The sequence below is a fragment of the Nocardia glycosmidis genome (assembly GCF_052545115.1).
Genome location: NZ_JBQWRH010000006.1, coordinates 263,982 through 285,390, shown reverse-complemented (window position 1 = coordinate 285,390; position 21,409 = coordinate 263,982). Strand labels below are relative to the sequence as shown.

Below are 21,409 nucleotides of genomic sequence, written 5' to 3'. Positions count from 1 at the left end.
CGCGACGTTCGACGTGTCGGTGTGGGAGTTCTTCTGGCCGTTGCAGATCGGCGCGCGCCTGGTGGTCGCGAAGCCGGACGGGCATCGGGATCCGGCTTACCTCGCCGAAGTGATCAACGCCGAGCAGGTGAGTGTCACCCACTTCGTGCCGTCGATGCTCGCGGTGTTCGTGAGTGCGCAGGCTGCCTCCACCGCGCCTGCCGGGGCCGATGGTGTTGCCGCGCAGTGCGCTTCGCTTCGGTTGGTGTTCGCTTCCGGTGAGGCTTTGCCGCCGAAGCCCGCGCACCGGTTGCGGGCGCTGACCGGCGCCGCGCTGCACAACCTGTACGGCCCGACCGAAGCCGCCGTCGACGTCACCTTCCACGAAGTGGTCGACACCGACACCGAGACGGTGCCGATCGGGGCGCCGGTGTTCAACACCGAGGTCTACGTGCTGGACGCGCGGCTGCGTCCCGTTCCGGTGGGTGTCGCGGGTGAGCTGTATCTAGCGGGCGCCCAGCTCGCGCGCGGTTACGTCGCGCGGCCGGACCTGACCGGTGACCGTTTCGTCGCCAACCCGTACGGGGCGCCCGGTGCGCGGATGTACCGCACCGGAGACCTGGTGGCCTGGACCGAGCACGGCGAGCTGGAATACCTGGGCCGCACCGACTTCCAGGTGAAGCTGCGCGGCCTGCGCATCGAGCTCGGCGAGATCGAGTCGGCGCTGACCGGACTGGACGAGGTCGCGCAGGCGGTCGTGGTGGTGCGCTCCGACGCGCACGCGGGCGATCAGCTCGTCGCCTATGTCGTCCCCGCGCGGGATACCGCGTCGCACGCGCAATTGGACACCGCGTCGCACGCGCAGTTGGACACCGCGTCGCACGCGCAGCTGGATACCGATCTGATCCGCGAGGACCTGGCCGGGCAGCTGCCCGCGTACATGGTGCCGTCGCTGGTGGTCGTGCTCGCCGAGTTCCCGCTCAATGCCTCCGGCAAGCTGGACCGTAAGGCGCTGCCCGCGCCGGTCTTCGAGGCCGCGGTGTTCCGGGCGCCGACCACACCGGTCGAGGAGATCGTCGCCGCCACCTTCGCCGAGGTACTCGGCTTGGAGCGGGTCGGCCTGGACGATGACTTCTTCGCCCTCGGCGGCAACTCGCTCAGCGCCACCCAGGTCGCGGCGCGGTTGTCCGCGGCGCTGGAGACCGATCTCGGTGTCCGCGAACTGTTCGAGGCGTCCACCGTGGTCGCGCTCGCGGCGCGCGCGGAGACCAAGGCGGGCGCGGGCACCCGCGCGCCGCTCGCACCGCAGCCGCGGCCCGAGCTGGTCCCGCTGTCGCTGGCACAGCAGCGGATGTGGTTCCTGAACCGCTTCGACCCCGATTCGGCGGTGGACAATATCCCGGCCGCGGTGCGGCTGTCCGGTCTGCTCGACCGGCAGGCGTTGCAGATCGCGGTCGCCGACGTGCTGGCCAGGCACGAGTCGCTGCGCACCTACTACCCCGAGGAGCACGGCACCGCGTATCAGCAGACCGTGCCCACCGCCAAGGTCATCCCGGACCTGACGCCGGTCGAGGTCACCGAAGCCGAACTGCCCGAGGCGCTTTCGCAGCTGATCGGCACCGCGTTCGATGTGACCGCCGGGGTGCCGTTCCGCGCGCGGCTGTTCGAGATCAGCCCGACCGAGCATGTGCTCGCCCTCGTGGTGCACCACATCTCGGCCGACGGTTTCTCCATGGGGCCGCTGACCCGCGACGTGATGACCGCCTACGGCGCTCGCGTCGACGGCGGCGAGCCCGCCTGGCGTCCGCTGGAGGTGCAGTATGCGGACTTCGCGCTGTGGCAGCGTCAGGTACTCGGCGCCGAGGACGATCCGAATTCGGTGATCGCCGAGCAGATCTCGTTCTGGTCGGACTCGCTGCGCGGACTGCCCGAGCAGCTGGATCTGCCCGCTGATCGGCCGCGGCCCGCGGTCGCCTCCGGGCGCGGCGCGACCTACGCCTTCGAGATCGACGCCGAAACCCATCGCAGGCTGACCGAACTGGCCCGCTCCAAGGGCGCGACGCTGTTCATGGTCGCGCACGCCGCGTTGGCCGTGCTGTTGTCCAGGTTGTCCCGCGAGGACGACATCGCCATCGGCACCCCGGTCGCCGGGCGCGGTGAGCGCGCGCTCGACGACCTGATCGGCATGTTCGTCAACACCCTGGTGCTGCGGACCCCGATCACGAGCGACGCGACGTTCACTGAACTGCTGCGCTCGGTGCGCGCCACCGACATCGCGGCCTTCGGACACGCGGACCTGCCGTTCGAGCGGCTGGTGGAGATCCTGAACCCGGCGCGGTCGCAGGCCCGGCATCCGCTGTTCCAGGTGATGCTGTCGTTCCAGAACACCGGCCAGAACACTTTGGAGCTGCCCGGTCTGACGGTCAGCGGGGTCGATCTGCCGATCGATGTCGCCAAGTTCGACCTGCAACTGGTGCTCTCCGAGTCCGCCGCGACGGTCGACGGCGTGAACCGGGGCCCCGCCGGCATCACCGCCGAGCTGATCTACGCCACCGACCTGTTCGACCCCGCCACCATGGCGGAGTTCGGGCGACGCTTCGGCCGCGTGCTGAAGGCCGTTACCGCCGAGCCGGATCTGCCGATCGGCGATATCCCGTTGCTGGACGAGTACGAGGCCCAGCAGGCGCTGCGCGGCTGGAACGACACCGCTCGCGACCTCGGGCCGGTGCGCACGCTGGTCGAGGAGTTCGCCGCGCAGGCCGCGGCCACGCCGGATGCGCTCGCGGTTGTCGACCCGACGGCGGGGACGTCGTTGACGTACGCCGAGTTCGCCGCCCGGGTGCGGCGGCTGGCGCGGCGGCTGATCGCGTCGGGTGTCGGGCCGGAGACGCTGGTCGCGCTGGGCATGCGCCGGTCGGTCGATCTGGTCGTCGCCGCCTACGCGGTGCACGCCGCCGGTGGCGGCTACGTGCCGCTGGATCTGGACCAGCCGGCCGAGCGCGTGCACTATGTGCTGGATTCGGCCGACCCGATCTGCGTGCTGACCACCGCGCGGGACGCGTTCGACGGTGCGGGCCGCAGCACGCTGCGCGTCGATGAACTGGACCTGTCCGAGTACTCGGACGCACCGATCACCGACGCCGAGCGCAGCGCACCGCTGCGCCCGCAGCACCCGGCGTACGTGATCTTCACCTCCGGCTCCACCGGCCGCCCGAAGGGCGTCGCGGTGCCGCATGCCGCGGTCGTCAACCAGATCCGGTGGATCACCGGCGAATACGGCATCGGCGCGGATGATGTCGTGCTGTTCAAGACCCCGGCGACGTTCGATGTGTCGGTGTGGGAGCTGTTCGGCCCGCTGAGCACCGGCGGGCGCATCGTGGTGGCGAGCCCGGACGGGCACCGCGACCCGCAGTACCTGGCCGAGGTGATCGCGGCCGAGCGGGTCACCATGACCTCGTTCGTGCCGTCCATGCTGACGGTCTTCGCGGGCGCAATCGACCCGGCCGACGCGCAAGCGCTCGCCTCGCTGCGGATTCTGTTCGTCGCGGGTGAGGCGTTCACCGCCGACGCGGTTCTCGCCATCCGCCGGGTGAGCGACACCGCGCTGTACAACCTGTACGGCCCCACCGAATTCACCGTGCACGCCACACACGGGCAGGTTCCGGTCGACGTAGCCAGCGCTGTGCCGATCGGTTTGCCGGTATGGAACGCGCAGGCGTACGTGCTGGACGCGCGCCTGCACCCGGTGCCGCCGAATGTCGCGGGCGAGCTGTACCTCGCCGGCGACCAGCTGGCCCGCGGCTACTTCGGTCGCGTGGACCTGACCGCGGATCGCTTCGTAGCCAACCCGTTCGGCGCGCCGGGCACCCGGATGTACCGGACCGGTGACCTGGTCACCCGCAACGCCTCCGGCGCCATCGAGTACCTGGGCCGCACCGACTTCCAGGTGAAGCTGCGCGGTCTGCGCATCGAGCTCGGCGAGATCGAAACCGCGCTCACCGCACATGAATCGGTCGCGCAGGCGGTCGCGGTGGTGCGTTCGGATGCTCGCACCGGCGATCTGCTGGTCGGGTATGTGGTGCCCGCGAACGGCGCGACGGTGGACGTCGAGCAGCTGCGTGCGCACCTGTCCGCACAGTTGCCGTCCTACATGGTGCCCGCCGCGATCGTGGTGCTCGACGCCATGCCGTTGAACTCCAACGGCAAGCTGGACCGGCGCGCGCTGCCCGAACCGTCCTTCGAGGGACGGAAATTCCGCGCACCGTCCACACCGGTCGAGCAGATCGTGGCGGACACCTTCGCCGAGGTACTCGGCTCGGCGGAGGCCGACCGCGCCATCGGCGCGGACGACGACTTCTTCGATCTGGGCGGTAACTCGCTGATCGCCACCCAGGTGGTCGCCCGCCTCGGCGCGGCGCTGAACACCAGGATCGCGGTCCGGGTGCTGTTCGAGGCTCCCACGGTGGCCGCGCTGGCCGCGCGGGTGGAAGCGCACCAGGGCAGCGGACGCCGCCGCGAGCTGGTCGCGGGTCCGCGTCCGTCCCGGATTCCGCTGTCGCTGGCGCAGCAGCGGATGTGGTTCCTGAACCGCTTCGACAACCAGACCGCGGTGAACAACATCCCGCTCGCGGTCCGGCTCACCGGAACCCTGGACACCGACGCACTGCGCCAGGCAGTCACCGACGTGGTCGACCGGCACGAGGTGCTGCGCACCGTCTACCCGGAGACGGCGGACGGGCAAGGCGTGCAGGTCGTGCTGCCCGCCGGACAGCACACCCTGGATCTCACCCCGCTCGGCGTGTCCGAGGACGAGATCCAGGAGCGGATCAGCGAACTGGTGCTGACCGGCTTCGACGTCACCACCGAGGTCCCCGTGCGGGCGCGGTTGTTCCGCATCGCGGGTTCGATGGACGGCTCGCAGCCCGACACCCATGTGCTGGTGTTCGTGGTGCACCACATCTCCGGCGACGGGTGGTCGGTGCGTCCGCTGGCCCGCGACGTCATGGTGGCCTACTCGGCGCGTTCCCGCGGTGAGGTGCCCACCTGGGCTCCGCTGCCGGTGCAGTACGCCGACTACGCGCTGTGGCAGCGCGAAACGCTCGGTGCCGAGAGCGACCCGGGCTCGCTGATCGCCCAGCAGGTCGCGTTCTGGTCGGACACGCTGGCCGGCCTGCCGGAGCAGCTGGACCTGCCGTCGAACCGCTCCCGTCCCGCCGTTGCGTCCAACCGCGGTGGCGTGTACGAGTTCTCGCTCGACGCGCAGCTGTTGCGCGAGCTGAACACGCTGGCCCGCGCGCACGGTGCCAGCCTGTTCATGGTGGTGCACGCGGCGTTCGCCGCGCTGCTGGCCCGGCTGTCGGGCAGCGACGACATCGCCATCGGCACCGCGGTCGCGGGCCGTGGTGAGGCGGTGCTCGACGACGCCATCGGCATGTTCGTCAACACGCTGGTGCTGCGCAGCGCGGTCGACGCCGCGCAACCGTTCAGCGAACTGGTGCGACGCACCAAAGACACCGATCTCGCGGCGTTCGCGCACGCGGACCTGCCGTTCGAGCGGCTGGTGGAGATCCTGAACCCGGCGCGGTCGCAGGCGCGGCATCCGCTGTTCCAGGTGATGCTGTCGTTCCAGAACACCGGCCCGGCCGCGTTCGAACTGCCCGGTCTCGACGTGAGCGGCGCGCCACTGGACGTGGTGACCGCCAAGTTCGATCTGCATCTCAACCTCGCGGACCGTGTCGACGCGCACGGCGCCGTCGACGGCATGACCGCCGAATTCGCTTACGCGACAGACATGTTCGACGTCGACACGATCGCGGCTTTCGCGCAGCGTCTGGTGCGCCTGCTGACCGCGGTCGCCGCGGACGCTGCTGTGGTCATCGGGGATGTCGAGCTGCTCGACAGCGTCGAGCGCGTCGACGTCGTCGAGCGGTGGAACGCCACCGCCCATCCGGTCGACCCGGCCGCCACGCTGGTGTCGATGTTCACCGCGCAGGTCGAGCGGACCCCGGACGCGCCGGCGGTGACGTTCGAGGAGTCGAGTCCCTACGCGACGCTCGACCAGCACGCCGCGACGAGCGGTTCCGCGACGCTCACGTACGCCGAGTTCGCCGCGCGGGTGAACCGGCTGGCCCGCCATCTGATCGGGCTCGGCGTCGGACCGGACACGATGGTCGCGCTCGGCATGCGCCGCTCGATCGATTTGGTGGTCGGCATGTACGCGGTGAGCGTCGCCGGTGGCGCGTATGTGCCGCTGGACCCGGATCATCCAGCCGATCGCACCCGGTACGTGCTCGACACCGCCCGCCCGGTGTGCGTGCTGACCACCTCGCGCGACGGGTTCGACGCGGGGGCGACCCGGGCGATCGAGATCGACGTGGTGCCGCTGACCGACTACTCGGACGCGCCGGTCACCGACGCGGACCGTCGCGCGCCGCTGCGCCCGTCGAACACCGCGTATGTGATCTTCACTTCCGGTTCGACCGGTCGCCCGAAGGGCGTGGCGGTTTCGCATGCCGCGATCGTCAACCGCCTGGTGTGGATGCAGGACGAGTACGATTTGGACGGCACCGACGTGGTGCTGCAGAAGACCCCGGCGACGTTCGACGTGTCGGTGTGGGAGTTCTTCTGGCCGTTGCAGGTCGGTGCGCGACTGGTAGTCGCGAAGCCGGACGGTCATCGTGATCCCGCGTACCTGGCCGGCCTCATCGTCGACGAGCAGGTCACCACGGCGCACTTCGTGCCGTCGATGCTGTCGGTGTTCGTCGCCGAGGAGCGTGCGGCCGAATGTGTCGGTCTGCGTAATGTTTTCGCTTCGGGTGAGGCGTTGCCTGCGGTGACGGCGCAGAAGTTGCGTGTGTTGACGGGTGCGCGGCTGCACAATTTGTATGGTCCGACCGAGGCTGCGGTGGATGTCACCTATCACGAGGTGACCGAGGCTGATGTGGTGTCGGTGCCGATTGGTGCTCCGGTGTTCAACACGCAGGTGTATGTGCTGGATTCGCGGCTACGGCCGGTTCCGGTCGGGGTGCCCGGCGAGCTGTATCTCGCGGGCGCACAGCTGGCGCACGGCTACGTGGGCCGGCCCGATCTGACCACCGAGCGCTTCGTGGCCAACCCGTTCGGCGCCGCCGAGCGGATGTACCGCACCGGTGACCTGGTCACCTGGACCGCCAAGGGTGAGCTGGAATACCTGGGCCGCACCGACTTCCAGGTGAAGGTGCGCGGTCTGCGCATCGAGCTGGGCGAGATCGAGTCGGCGCTCACCGCGCTGGATTCGATCGCGCAAGCGGTGGTCGTGGTGCGCTCGAACGAGCTGCTCGGCGACCAGTTGGTGGCCTACGTGATCGCCACCGGGGGCCGTTCGGTGGACATCGACGCTGTGCGCGCGGAACTCGGCGGCGAGGTGCCCGCGTACATGGTGCCTTCGGCGTTCGTGGTGCTGGACGCGTTCCCGCTGAACGCCTCCGGCAAGCTGGACCGCAAGGCGCTGCCCGCGCCGGTGTTCGAAGCCAAGGTGTTCCGCGCGCCGTCCACCCCGATCGAGGAGATCGTCGCCGGGACCTTCGGCGACGTGCTCGGCGTCGCCCGGGTCGGCCTGGACGACGACTTCTTCGAGCTCGGCGGCAACTCACTGCTGGCTACCCAGGTGACGGCGCGGCTGGGCGCCGCGCTGGACACCCCGCTCGCGGTGCGCGACCTGTTCGAGGCGTCCACCGTGGTGGCCTTGGCCACCCGGGTCGAGCGCAACGCCGGGTCCGGCCGCAACCGGCCGAGTCTGGCGGCGGGGGAGCGTCCGGCGCGCATCCCGCTCTCGCCCGCGCAGCAGCGCTACTGGTTCCTCAACCAGTTCGACACGGCCACCTCGGCGGTGGACAACATCCCGTTGGCCGTCCGGCTGTCCGGCAGGCTCGACGTGCCCGCGCTGGAACAGGCCATCGGCGACGTGTTCGCCCGCCACGAGGTGCTGCGCACCGTCTATCCGCGCTCGGCGGACGGGCCACACCAGGTGATCCGTCCCGCGGATCGGTCCGCGGTGGCGCTCACCCCGGTCGAGGTCGCCGAGGAGGATCTGCTCGGCACCGTCATCGCCTTCGCGCTGACCACGTTCGATGTCACCGTCGAGGTGCCGTTGGCGGTGGCGCTGTTCCGTATCCTCCCGAGTGGGAGTACAGCCGGGAACAATGCGGAATCCGGTACCGCCGAGCATGTGCTGGCGTTCACGGTGCACCATGTCTCGGCGGACGGTTCGTCCATGGGCCCGCTGGCCCGGGATGTGATGGCCGCGTACGTGGCCCGCGTGCAGGGCGAGCTGCCGCAGTGGCAGCCGCTGCCGGTGCAGTACGCCGACTACGCGTTGTGGCAGCGCTCGGTGCTGGGGTCGGAGGACGACCCGCAATCGCTGGCCGCGCAGCAGGTGGCGTATTGGCAGACCGCGCTGGCCGACCTGCCGGATCAGCTGGAGCTGCCCGCCGACCGGCCGCGCCCGCCCGCGCAGTCGTTCCAGGGCAAGGCGATTCGCTTCGAGATCGACCCGCAGCGGCATGGCCGTCTGCACGAGCTGGCCCGCGCCCACAACGCGTCGCTGTTCATGGTGGTGCATGCCGCGCTCGCGGTTCTGCTGTCCCGGTTGTCCGGTACCGACGACATCGCGGTCGGCACCCCGATCGCGGGTCGCGGCGAACGCGAACTCGACGACTTGATCGGCATGTTCGTCAACACCCTGGTGTTCCGCACCCGGGTGCAGCCTGCCGAACGCTTCGCCGACCTGCTCGGCGACGTCAAGGAGCGCGACCTGGAGGCGTTCGCCAACGCCGATGTGCCGTTCGAGCGCCTGGTCGAGGTGCTCAACCCGGTGCGCTCGACCGCGCGCAACCCGCTGTTCCAGGTGGGCCTGTCGTTCCAGAACCTGGCCGAGACCACCTTCGAGCTGCCCGGGCTCACGGTGAGTCCGGTCAACTTCGACTCGCAGCTGGCCAAGACCGATCTGCACGTCACCCTGTACGACCGCTACGCCGAGGACGGCACCCCGGCCGAGATCATCACCGAATTCGGTTACGCCACCGATCTGTTCGACGCGGACACGGTGCAAGGCTTCGCGGACCGTTTCCTGCGGGTGCTCGACGCCGTGCTGGCCGACGCCACGGTGCGGGTGGGCGAGATCGACTTGCTCGCGCCGCAGGAGAGCGAGCGCATCCTCGCCGCGTGGAACGCGACCGAATACGACGTCGACGCTCTGCTCGCCGCGCGGTCGGCCGGCTCCACCCGCACCGCCACGCTGGTGTCCTTGCTGGACGCCACGGTGGCCGCGACACCGGACGCGGTGGCGGTGGTCGCCGACGAGCCGACCGGGCAGCGGACGCTCACCTACGCCGAGCTGGACGCGCGGGTCAACCGCCTGGCGCGGTACCTGATCGGCCGTGGCGTCGGCCCGGAGGACCGGATCGCGCTGGCGATCCGCCGCTGCACCGATCTGGTGGTCGCCATGTACGCGGTCGCGAAATCCGGTGCGGCGTATGTGCCGATCGATCCCGATCAGCCCGCCGAGCGGACCGAGCACATCCTCGCCACCGCCGCGCCGGTATGTCTGTTGACCACCGCGCACGACGGCTTCCGCACCTCGGCAGTCGACGTCGTCCAGATCGACACCCTCGACCTCACCGAGTACGCACCGACCCCGGTGACCGCGGACGAGCGGGGCGCGCTGGTCCCGGCGAACACCGCGTACGTGATCTTCACGTCCGGTTCGACCGGTCAGCCGAAGGGCGTCGCGGTCCCGCACGCCGCGATCGTCAACCAGTTGCTGTGGAAGACGAGCGTTTTCGGGCTCGGCGCGGACGACGCGGTGCTGCTGAAGACCGCGGCGACGTTCGACCTCTCGGTATGGGAGTTCTGGTCGGCCGCGGTATCCGGTGGCCGCCTGGTGATCTCGTCCGCCGCCGGGCACCGCGACCCGGCGTACCTGAACGAGCTGATGCGCGCCACCGGCGTCACCACCCTGCACGCGGTGCCGTCCATGCTGGATGCGTTGCTCACCGAATCCGGTGGCCGCCTGGCGGCCTCGCTGCGGCGGGTGCTGGCCATCGGTGAGGCCCTGCCGCCCGCGACCGCCCAGCGGTTGCGGCGCGACAACTCCCTGGAGCTGCACAACCTCTACGGTCCGACCGAGGCGGCGGTGTCGATCACCAGTCACCTGGTCACCGACGCCGACCAGGCGGCGGTCTCGATCGGCGCGCCGGAATGGAACAGCCGGGTCTACGTGCTCGACTCCCGCCTGCGGCCGGTGCCGGTCGGCGTCTCGGGTGAGCTGTACCTGGCGGGCGTGCAGCTGGCGCGCGGCTACTTCGGTCGTCCCGAGCTGACCGCGGACCGGTTCGTCGCCGATCCGTTCGGCGCGCCCGGCACGCGGATGTACCGCACCGGCGACCTGGTGGCGTGGAACGCCGGCGGCGAGCTGGATTACCGGGGCCGCACCGACTTCCAGGTGAAGATCCGCGGCTTCCGTATCGAACTCGGCGACATCGAGGCCGCCCTGCGGCGGCAGGCCGCGGTGAGCGCGGCCGCCGTTGTCGCGCACCGTGATCCGAGCATCGGCGACCGCCTCGTCGCCTACGTGGTGCCCCGGACGACGGACGCGCTGGACAAGCGGGCACTGCAATCCGCGCTGTCGGCGGCGCTGCCGTCGTACATGGTGCCGTCGGTGCTGATCGAGCTGGACGCGTTGCCGCTCAACGCGAACGGCAAGCTGGACCGTAAGGCGCTGCCGCTGCCCACCTTCGAAAAGGCGGTGTTCCGCGCGCCGGTCACGCCGATCGAGCAGATCGTGGCGGACACCTTCGCCGAGGTGCTGCGCATCGCCGATCGTGCGGGGGCACCCGGCGGGCAGGAGCGCAGCGACCGGGGGATCGGCGCACCCGGCGGGCAGGAGCGCAGCGACCGGGGGATCGGCACAGGCAAGCGGCTCGGCTTGGACGACGACTTCTTCGCCTGGGGCGGCAACTCGCTGCTGGCCACGCAGGTCGCCGCCCGGCTGGGCGAGGCGCTGAACACCCGGGTGCCGGTCCGCCTGCTGTTCGAGGCGTCCACCGTCGCCGCGCTGGCGGTGCGGGTCGAGCAGCACGCCGACGCGGGCGGTCGCCGCGCGCTCATCGCCCGACCGCGGCCGGAACACATTCCGCTGTCGCTCGCGCAGCAGCGCATGTGGTTCCTCAACCGGTTCGACACCCAGTCGGCGGCCTACAACGTGCCGATCGCCGTGCGGTTGTCCGGCGCCTTGGACGTGGCCGCGCTGCGGTCCGCGATCGCCGACCTGGTGAGCAGGCACGAGATCCTGCGCACCGTCTACCCGCAGACCGACTCGGGCCCGGTGCAGGTCATCCTGCCGCCCGCGCAGGCCGTGCCGCGGCTGGAGGTGCGGGTGGTCGCGCCCGCGCAGATCGAGTCCGCCGTGGTGGCGCTCACCTCGACGATCTTCGACGTCACCACCGAGGTGCCGATGCGGATCGCGCTGTTCCAGGTCGCCGCCGACGCCGCGGCGCCCGCGCCGGACGGCGCCGTGGACTATGTCCTGGCGATGGTCGTACACCACATCTCTGGTGACGGCTCCTCGGTCGGCCCGCTGACCAGGGACCTGATGATCGCCTACGCCGCGCGGTCGGCGGGCGAGGCGCCGAACTGGGCGCCGCTCGAGGTCCAGTACGCCGACTACAGCATCTGGCAGCGCGAACTGCTCGGCAGCGAGGACGACGCCCAGGCGCTGGCCGCCAAGCAGGTCGCCTACTGGAAGCAGGCGCTGGCCGAGCTGCCCGACCAGCTGGATCTGCCCGCGGATCGGCCCCGGCCTCCGGTGCAGTCGTTCACGGGCGGCAAGGTCGAGCTGCGGGTGGACGCGCGGACGCATCAGGCGCTGATCGAGCTGGCGCGCGCCGAGGGCGCGACCCTGTTCATGGTCGTGCACACCGCGCTCGCTGTTCTCTTGTCCCGCTTGTCCGGCACCGACGACATCGCGATCGGCACGCCGGTGGCGGGCCGTGGTGAAGCCGCGCTGGACGACCTGATCGGCATGTTCGTCAACACGTTGGTCTTCCGCACCCGGGTCGACGCGGGCGAGGCGTTCGCCGAGTTGCTCAGCCGCCAGCGCGACATCGACATCCAGGCGTTCGCCAACGCCGACGTGCCGTTCGAGCGTCTGGTCGAGGTGCTCAACCCGGTGCGTTCGACCGCGCGGCATCCGCTGTTCCAGGTGGGTCTGTCGTTCCAGAACCTGGCGCAGACCGCGCTGGAGCTGCCCGGGCTGCGGGTGTCCGGGTTGGACATCGACACCGAGTTGTCGCAATTCGACCTGCACCTGATCGCGACCGACCGTTACGGCGACGCGGGCGAGCCCGAAGGCATCACCGGGTTCTTCACCTACGCGACCGACCTGTTCGATCGCGCCACGGTGCAGGGCTTCGTCGACCGGTTCACCCGCCTGCTCGGCGAGATCATCGCCGCGCCGCGCACTCCGGTGGGTGATATCGAACTGCTCGACGCCGCTGAGCGGACCCGGTTGATCGCCGGGCGCAACGCGACCGAGCAGCAGGTGGACACCGCCGCGACGCTGGTGTCGCTACTGGACGCCACGGTCGCGGCCGGGCCGAAGGAAGTCGCGCTCGTCACCGAGCACGGCGCGTCGATCACCTACGGCGCTCTCGATGAGCGGGTGAATCGTCTTGCGCGGCACCTGATTTCGCTCGGCGTTGGGCCGGAGTCGCGGGTGGCGCTGGCATTGCGCCGGTCGGTCGATCTGGTCGTGGCCATGTATGCGGTGGCGAAGTCCGGTGGTGCGTACGTGCCGGTGGATCCGGATCAGGCGGCCGAGCGCACCGGGTACATCCTGGAGACCGCCGCGCCGGTGTGTGTGCTGACCAGCGCCGACGCCGAATTCGAGACCGATGTCGCACCGGTGGTGCGCATCGATGATCTCGACCTCGAGGGCGTCGCGTCGACGCCGGTCACCGATGCCGATCGGGTCGGGCCGTTGCGTCCGGAGAACACCGCGTACGTGATCTTCACCTCCGGTTCGACGGGTCGCCCGAAGGGCGTGGCGGTGGCGCACGGCGCGATCGCCAACCAGTTGCAGTGGAAGAGCATCGAATTCGGTCTCGACGCCGCGGACGCGATTCTGTTGAAGACGGCGGCGACCTTCGATTTGTCGGTCTGGGAATTCTGGTCGGCCGCGGTGTGCGGTGGCCGCTTGGTGATCGCCGCGCCCGACGGTCATCGCGATCCGGCGTACCTCAATGAACTCATGGCGCGTGAGTGGGTTACTACCCTCCATGTGGTGCCGTCGATGCTGGACGTGCTGCTGACCGCTGGTATGCCGAACTCGCTGTGGCGGGTGCTGGCGATCGGTGAGGCGCTGCCGGGTTCGGTCGCGCAGCGGTTGCTGCGCGATTACCCGCGCACCGAACTGTTCAACCTCTACGGTCCGACCGAGGCGGCGGTGTCGATCACCAGCCACCGGGTTACCCGCGCCGATGAGGTGTCGGTGTCGATCGGTGTGCCGGAGTGGAACAGCCAGGTTTATGTGCTGGACTCGCGGTTGCGGCCGGTGCCGGACGGTGTGTCCGGTGAGTTGTATCTGGCCGGTGCGCAGTTGGCGCGGGGCTACTTCGGTCGTGCCGATTTGACGGCGGATCGTTTCGTGGCCAATCCGTTCCAGCCGGGTACCCGGATGTACCGCACCGGTGACCTGGTCGCGTGGACGAGCGCGGGTGAGCTGGAATACCGCGGCCGCACCGACTTCCAGGTGAAGATTCGTGGTTTCCGGATCGAGTTGGGTGAGATCGAGGCGGCGTTGTTGGCGTTGCCTGCGGTCGCGCAGACCGCGGTGATCGCGAAGTCCGATGCCAAGGCCGGGGACCGGCTGGTCGCCTACCTGGTGCCGAGCGACGCCGCCGCCGGTGTCGATGTGGCGTGGGTGAAGTCCGAGCTGACCGCGGGTTTGCCGTCGTACATGGTGCCGTCGGCTTTCGTGGTGCTGGACGCGCTGCCTTTGAACGTCAACGGCAAGCTCGACCGCAGGGCGCTGCCGGAACCGGAGTTCGAGGTGCAGGCGTTCCGTGCGCCGTCGACGCCGATCGAGCAGATCGTTGCCGCGGTATATGCCGAGGTACTCGGTGCCGAACGCGTGGGCGCGGATGACGATTTCTTCGCCCTCGGCGGTAACTCACTGCTGGCGACCCAGGTGGTGGCGCGGATCGGCGCGGCACTGGACGCCCGCGTCCCGGTGCGTGTGCTGTTCGAGGCGTCCTCGGTGGCCGGGCTGGCCGCGAAGGTCGAGCAGCACGCGGGTGCCGGTGGCCGTCGCGCGCTGGTAGCCGGTCCGCGCCCGGACCGGGTTCCGTTGTCGCTGGCCCAGCAGCGCATGTGGTTCCTCAATCAGTTCGACACCGCCTCGGCGGTGAACAACATCCCGGTGGCCGTGCGCCTGTCCGGCGAACTGGATGTCGCCGCCCTGCAATTGGCCGTCGGCGACGTGGTCAGCAGGCACGAGACGCTGCGCACCGTCTACCCCGAGCAGGACGGCGCCGCGCATCAGGTGATCGTGCCCGCGGAACGGGCCGTGCCGGATCTGACGCCGGAAGCGGTGGCCGCCGAAGACATCCGCCACCGCATCATCGAGGTGATTTCCGGCGGATTCGACGTGATCACGCAGATTCCGTTGCGAGCCAAGCTGTTCCGCGTGGTTGACGCGGGCAGCGGGGCGGACGCCGACACCGAGCACGTGCTCGTGTTCGTCGCCCACCACATCAGCGCGGACGGCTGGTCGATGGGCCCGCTGACCCGGGACGTGATGCTTGCCTACGCCGCCCGCTCGGCCGGGGTGGAACCGGGCTGGGCGCCGCTGCCGGTGCAGTACGCCGACTTCAGCCTCTGGCAGCGCGACGTGCTCGGCTCCGAAACCGACGCCGACAGCCTGATCTCGCAGCAGGCCGAATACTGGCGCGCCGCGCTGGCCGGGCTGCCCGACGAGCTGAACCTGCCGTCGGACCGGGCACGTCCGACCACGCAGTCGTTCGCCGGTGGGCGCGTGGTCTTCCCGATCGAGGGTGAGCTGCATCGCAAGCTCACCGAGATCGCCAGGGAGCAGAACGCGACGCTGTTCATGGTCGTGCACGCCGCGCTCGCGCTGTTCCTGGCGCGGATGTCGGGCACCGACGACATCGCCATCGGCACCCCGATCGCGGGCCGCGGCGAAGCCGAACTCGACGACGTGATCGGCATGTTCGTCAACACCCTGGTGCTGCGCTCCCATGTGGAGGGCGACCTGACCTTCGAGCAGTTCCTGGCCCGGACCAAGGACGCCGACCTGCAAGCGTTCGCGCACGCGGACCTGCCGTTCGAGCGACTGGTGGAATTGCTCAACCCGGAGCGTTCCACCGCGCGGCACCCGCTGTTCCAGGTGGCGCTGTCGTTCGAGAACCTGCCCGAGAGCAGCTTCGAGCTACCCGGACTGCACGTCGGCGCGGTCGATTTCGACGTCGACACCGCCAAGTTCGATCTCTCGCTGACCATCCGGGAGGCGGGGGACAATCCCGACGACGCCGGTATGTACGCGGAGTTCTCCTTCGCGCGCGACCTGTTCGACGACGACACGGTGCGGGTGTTCGCCGAACGTTTCACCAGGCTGCTCACCGCGATCGCCACCGACCGGGAAACCCCGATCGGTGATCTGCCCCTGCTCGATTCCGCCGAGTACGAGCTGCTCACCCACGTGCACGGCGAGGACGTCATGGCCACCGGCCTGCTGCCGGACCTCCTGCAGCGCGGTGTGCGGATGAACCCGGAGCAGATCGCGGTGCGCTACCAGGGCCGGTCGATCACCTACCGCGAACTCGACGAGTACTCCTCGCGGCTGGCGCGCGTGCTCATCGACCGCGGTGTGGGACCGGAGCGCATCGTAGCGCTGTCGTTCCCGCGTTCCTATGAGATGGTCGCCGCGTTCTGGGCGGTCGCGAAGGCCGGCGGCGCGCATGTGCCGATCGACCCGAGCTACCCCGAAGACCGCATGCGGCACATGGTCAACGATTCCGGCGCGGTCATCGGTATCACCGGGAGCGAATACGTCGACCAGCTGCCCCGCGACGTCGAGTGGCTGCGCATGGACGACCCGGAGTTCGGTGCGCTGGTCGAGCGCCAGTCCGCCGCGCCGGTGACCGACGCCGACCGGATCTGCGCGCTGGCCATGCGGCACCCCGTGTACGTCATCTACACCTCGGGTTCGACCGGTATGCCCAAGGGTGTCACCGTGTCGCACGCGGGCATGGGTGGCTTGGTCGGTGTCGCGACCGACCTGTACCAGCTCGAGTCGCACCACCGATTCCTGCACATCTGCTCGCCCAGCTTCGACCCGTCGGTGCTGGAATGGCTGTGCGCGGCGTACACCGGCGCGACACTGGTGGTCGTCCCGTCGACCATCGTCGGCGGCCCGGAGCTGGCCGAGCTGCTGCGCACCGAGCGGGTGACGCACACGATCATCACCCCCGCGGTGCTGGGCACGGTCGACCCCGAGGGCCTGGCGGCACTCGAGGTGGCCTCCGTCGGCGGTGACGTCACCACGCCGGAGCTGCTGGCCAAGTGGTGGCCGGGCCGCAGGTACTTCAACGCTTACGGCCCGACCGAGACGACGATCATCTCGTCGTACGCCTCGCTGACCCCGGGCAGGCACATCACCATCGGCCGCCCGGTGCGGGGTATGTCGGCCTTGGTGCTGGACAACCGCCTCAACCCGGTGCCGCCCGGTGTCGCGGGTGAGCTGTACCTGGCCGGTGGCGCGCTGGCGCGCGGCTACCACAACCGTCCCGACCTCACCGCGGAACGGTTCATCGCCAACCCCTGGAGCGACGAGGGCGCGCGGATGTACCGCACCGGTGACGTGGTGCGCTGGTACGCGGAGCCCGGTGAGCGGGCGGGCAACGTCGCGCGGCCGTCGGTGCACTGGGAGCTGGACTATGTCGGCCGCTCGGACTTCCAGGTGAAGATCCGTGGCTTCCGCATCGAACTCGGCGAGATCGACGCCGTGCTCGGCCGCCACGAGGACGTCGAGTACGCGATCACGCTCGGCCGCCAGACCGCGGCGGGCGCGACGATTCTCGTCTCCTACGTGCTGGCCGCGCCGAGCCGCGAGATCGACACCGCGCGGCTCACCGAGTACGCCTCGCGCAGTCTGCCGCCGCACATGGTGCCGACGGCGATCGTGGTGCTCGACGAGATCCCGCTGACCCCGGTCGGCAAACTGGATCGCAAGGCGCTGCCCGAACCGGAGCTGGCCCCGCGCGAGTTCCGCGCACCGGCCAACGAGGTCGAGTCCATCATCGCCGAGGTGTTCGCCGAAGTGCTCGGCGTCGAGCAGATCGGTTTGGACGACTCGTTCTTCGCGCTCGGCGGCGACAGCATCCTGTCCATCCAGCTGGTCTCGCGGGCCAAGGCGCGCGGTGTGCTGTTCACCCCGCGTGACGTGTTCGAGCGGCGCAGCGTGGCGTCGCTGGCCGAGGTCGCCGCGCTCGGCGTGGGTGGGGAGCAAGCGCGGCTGGAGGAACTGCCCGGCGGCGGTGTCGGTGAGATCCCGATGTCCCCGATCATGCGGCAGATCCTCGCGAGCGGCTCGTCCTACCAACGGTTCTCGCAGACCATGGCGCTGCGCCTGCCCGAGGGCATCGACCGGGAAACCCTGGTCGCCACCATCGCGGCGGTTTTCGACCACCATGACGTGCTCCGGTCGCGGCTGCGTCGCACCGGCACGGACTGGACGTTCGAGGCGCTGCCGCGCGGCGCGGTCGACGTCGACGCGCTCGTGCGTCGCGTCGAGCTGCCCGCCGACACCGACGATGCCGAGCTGGCGCGGGTCGCCACCACGGCGCTCGACACCGCGCTGGGCGGGCTCGATCCGGCGAATGCCGCTATGGCGCAATTCGTTTGGTTCGCGTTCTCGGCGGATGGGTCCGAATCGGCGGGAGACGACACAGCGGCGGCGGAAGGGTCCGCCGATGGTGGCGACCGTGCACGGCGCGATGTGTTGCTGATCGTCGCGCACCACTTCGTGGTCGACGGCGTGTCCTGGCGCATCCTGATCCCGGACTTCGCGGTCGCCTGGTCGCAGCTGATCGCGGGTCAGCCGGTGGCGCTGCCCGCGAACGGCACCTCGATGCGGCGCTGGGCGCACAGCTTGGTCGAGGCGGCGCGCGCACCCGAACGGGTCGCGGAACTGCCGTTCTGGCAGCAGGTTTCGGCCACCCCGGACCCGTTGCTCGGCTCCCGCGCGTTCGACCCGGCCATCGACACGTTCGCGACCGTCGAGCGGGTCGAGGTCACGGTGCCCGCCGAGGTCACCGACGCGGTGCTCACCGCGATCCCAAGCCTCTACCGCGGCGGCGTCAACGACGGCTTGCTGTCGGCATTGGCTATGGCGGTGGCCCGCTGGCGCGCGGCGGGAGCGACGGGCCCGCAGGAGGCAGCCGGCGTAACCACGCAGGGCCCCGCGGACGCCGCCATCGAGCACGCGGCGGGAGTGACGGGCCCGGAGGAGGTAGCCGGCGTAACCACGCAGGGCCCCGCGGACGCCGCCATCGAACACCGCGAGGTGCTGATCAAGCTGGAAGGCCATGGCCGCGAAGAGGACGTGGTGCCCGGTGCGGATCTGTCGCGTACGGTCGGCTGGTTCACCTCCGCCTACCCGGTGCGGCTCGACCTTGCCGGTGCCGACCTCGCCGACGCCTTCGCCGGCGGTGCCGCGCTGGGCGAGGTCGTGAAGTCGATCAAGGAACAGTTGCTCGCGGTGCCCGACAAGGGCCTCGGCTACGGCCTGCTGCGGCAGCTGAATCCGGAAACTGCCGCCAGCCTCGGTGACGCAGGCGGCAGCGAGGCGGGAGCGGGATCTGACGCAGCGCAGATCAGCTTCAACTACCTGGGCCGGATGTCGGCCGGGGAGATCCCCGAGCAGCTCGCCGAGATCGGCTGGGTGCCGGTGGCCGACCTCGGCCAGCTGGATGTCGACCTGGACCTCGACATGCCCGCCAACGCGACGATCGACATCAACGCGATCGTCTCCGACGGAGCCGATGGCCCGCAGTTGGGCGCGTCGTTCGCCTTCCCGACGGGTCTGTTGACCACCGACCGGGTCCAGCAGCTCGCCGACCTCTGGGTCGAGGCGCTCGCCGCGCTGGCCACGCACGCGCGTCGGCCGGACGCGGGCGGCCTCACGCCGTCCGACATGCCGCTGGTGCGGGTGGGGCAGCACGACATCGAGCTGTGGGAACGGACCTACCCGCCGCTGGCCGAAGTGTGGCCGCTCTCGCCGCTGCAGTCGGGTCTGCTGTTCCACGCGCTGATGACCCAGGCCACCGTGGACGTGTACACCATGCAGGCGGTGGTGGACCTCGGCGGCACGCTGGATGTGGCACGGCTGCGGGCGGCGGCCCAAGGAATTGTCGACCGGTACCCGAACCTGCGCACCGCGTTCGTCACCGACTCCGACGGGCAATCCGTGCAAGTGGTGTTGGATCGGGTCGAGGCGCCGTGGCGCGAGGTGGATCTCACCGAGTTGCCCGCCGAGCAGCGCAACGCGGAACTGAAGCGTCAGATCGCGACCGAGCGCGCCACGCACTTCGACATGGCCACGCCGCCGCTGCTGCGGTTCACCCTGTTCCGCAGCGATGACCAGCAGTGGCACCTGGCCATCACCACCCACCACATCCTGCTGGACGGCTGGTCGATGCCGCTGCTCATGCGGGACCTGCTGGTGCTCTACGCGGTGCACGGCGACCAGACCGCGCTGCCGCGGGTGGCCTCCTACCGCAACTTCCTCGGCTGGCTGGCCGGGCGCGACCGGGATGCTTCGCTGCGGGCCTGGGCGACGGCACTGGACGGCGTCACCGAGCCGACCCAGCTCGCGCCGCAGCCACGGGCCGCGGAGAACTACGAGATCGGCTCGCTGGCCACCGAGATCGACGCCGACCGCACCCGCCGGATCAGCAAGCACGCCGCGGAACTCGGTGTCACGGTGAACACACTGGTGCAGGCGGCGTGGGGCATCCTGCTCGGACGTCTCACCGGTCGCGGTGACGTGGTGTTCGGCGCGACGGTGTCCGGCCGTCCCGCCGAGTTGCCCGGCGTGGAGTCGATGGTGGGTCTGTTCATCAACACGCTGCCGGTGCGGCTGCGGATCGATGACCGCCAGACCATCGGCGAGCTGCTGCAGCGGCTGCAACGCGAACAAGCCGACCTGCTCGAGCACCACTATGTCGGGCTCACCGACATCCAGCGGGTAGCGGGCACGGGATCGCTTTTCGACACGCTCATGGTGTTCGAGTCGTATCCGATGGACAAGGAAGCGATCGCGGCCGCCAGCTCGATCGACGGCATGTCGGTGACCGGTGTCGGCGTCAATGACGCCACGCATTACCCGATGACGCTGCTGGTGATGGCGGAGTCCACCATCGAGCTGACGCTGCGCTACCTGGACAGCCGATTCACCGCCGACGAGGTCCAGATCCTCGCGCAGCGCCTGGTCCGGGTACTGGAGTCGCTGCTCGGCGACTCGAACGCCCTGGTCGGCGACATCGACATCCTGGATGCCGACGAGCGGGCCCGGTTGCTGGTCGAATCCGGTATCGCGGCAACGTCTTCCGCGCCGGAGCCGACCGGCCGAGTGGGTACCCGCACGGTGGCGAAGGTGTTCGCGGAGGTCGTCGAGGAGGACCCGGAGGCGCCCGCCTTGCTGGCCGGGGATGACGAGGTCGCCTACCACGTGCTGGATCGGCGTTCCTCGCAGCTGGCCAGGTTGCTCATCGATCGCGGTGCCGGACCGGGCGATGTCGTCGCGGTGCCGCTGCCACGCTCGGTGGACGCGGTGGTCGCGGTGTGGGCGGTGCACAAGGCCGGTGCGGCCTGCTTGTTCGCGGGCGACCTCACGCCCGAGGAACTGGCCGCCGCGGGCACCGGCTTCGGGATCACGCGGGAAGCCATGTCCGACAGCGATATTCGCTGGCTGGTGCTGGACGACCCGCAGGTGCGCGAAGCCCTCGCCGCCGCCCCGTCGCACCCGGTGTCCTACGCCGATCGGGTACGCCCGCTCGACGAGGAACACGCCGCGTTCGTCGTCGTCACGGCGGGCGGGGTCGTCACACTCTCCCAGTCCGAGGCGCTGGCCCAGGCCGAACAGGCGCGCGAGGAGTACGAGATCACCTACGAGTCGACCACGTACACCACCGCCGCTTCCGGTCGCCCAGCTGTGCTGGAGTTCCTGGCCTCGGCCACCGCGGGAGCCCTGTCGGTCCTCCCGACCGGCGACCTCGAAGCCGACCTCACCGAAGCCGAGGTCACCCACTGGTTCGTCGCACCGGACGAGGCGACCGACTCGGCCGACGCCGCGATCACGATCGTCGTGGCGTAG

Annotated in this window: 1 protein-coding gene (running past one end of the window); it reads left to right on the top strand. The window is 70.1% G+C overall.

Translation table 11 applies throughout. The features are described 5' to 3' along the window. Positions 1 to 21,409 carry the 3' portion of a non-ribosomal peptide synthase/polyketide synthase gene (locus ACT86A_RS10645; protein ID WP_445091866.1) on the top strand. The gene continues 23,045 nt to the left of window position 1, outside the view, so 21,409 of the gene's 44,454 nt are visible here — the last part of the coding sequence; its start codon lies off the left edge, out of view; it ends in the stop codon at positions 21,407 to 21,409.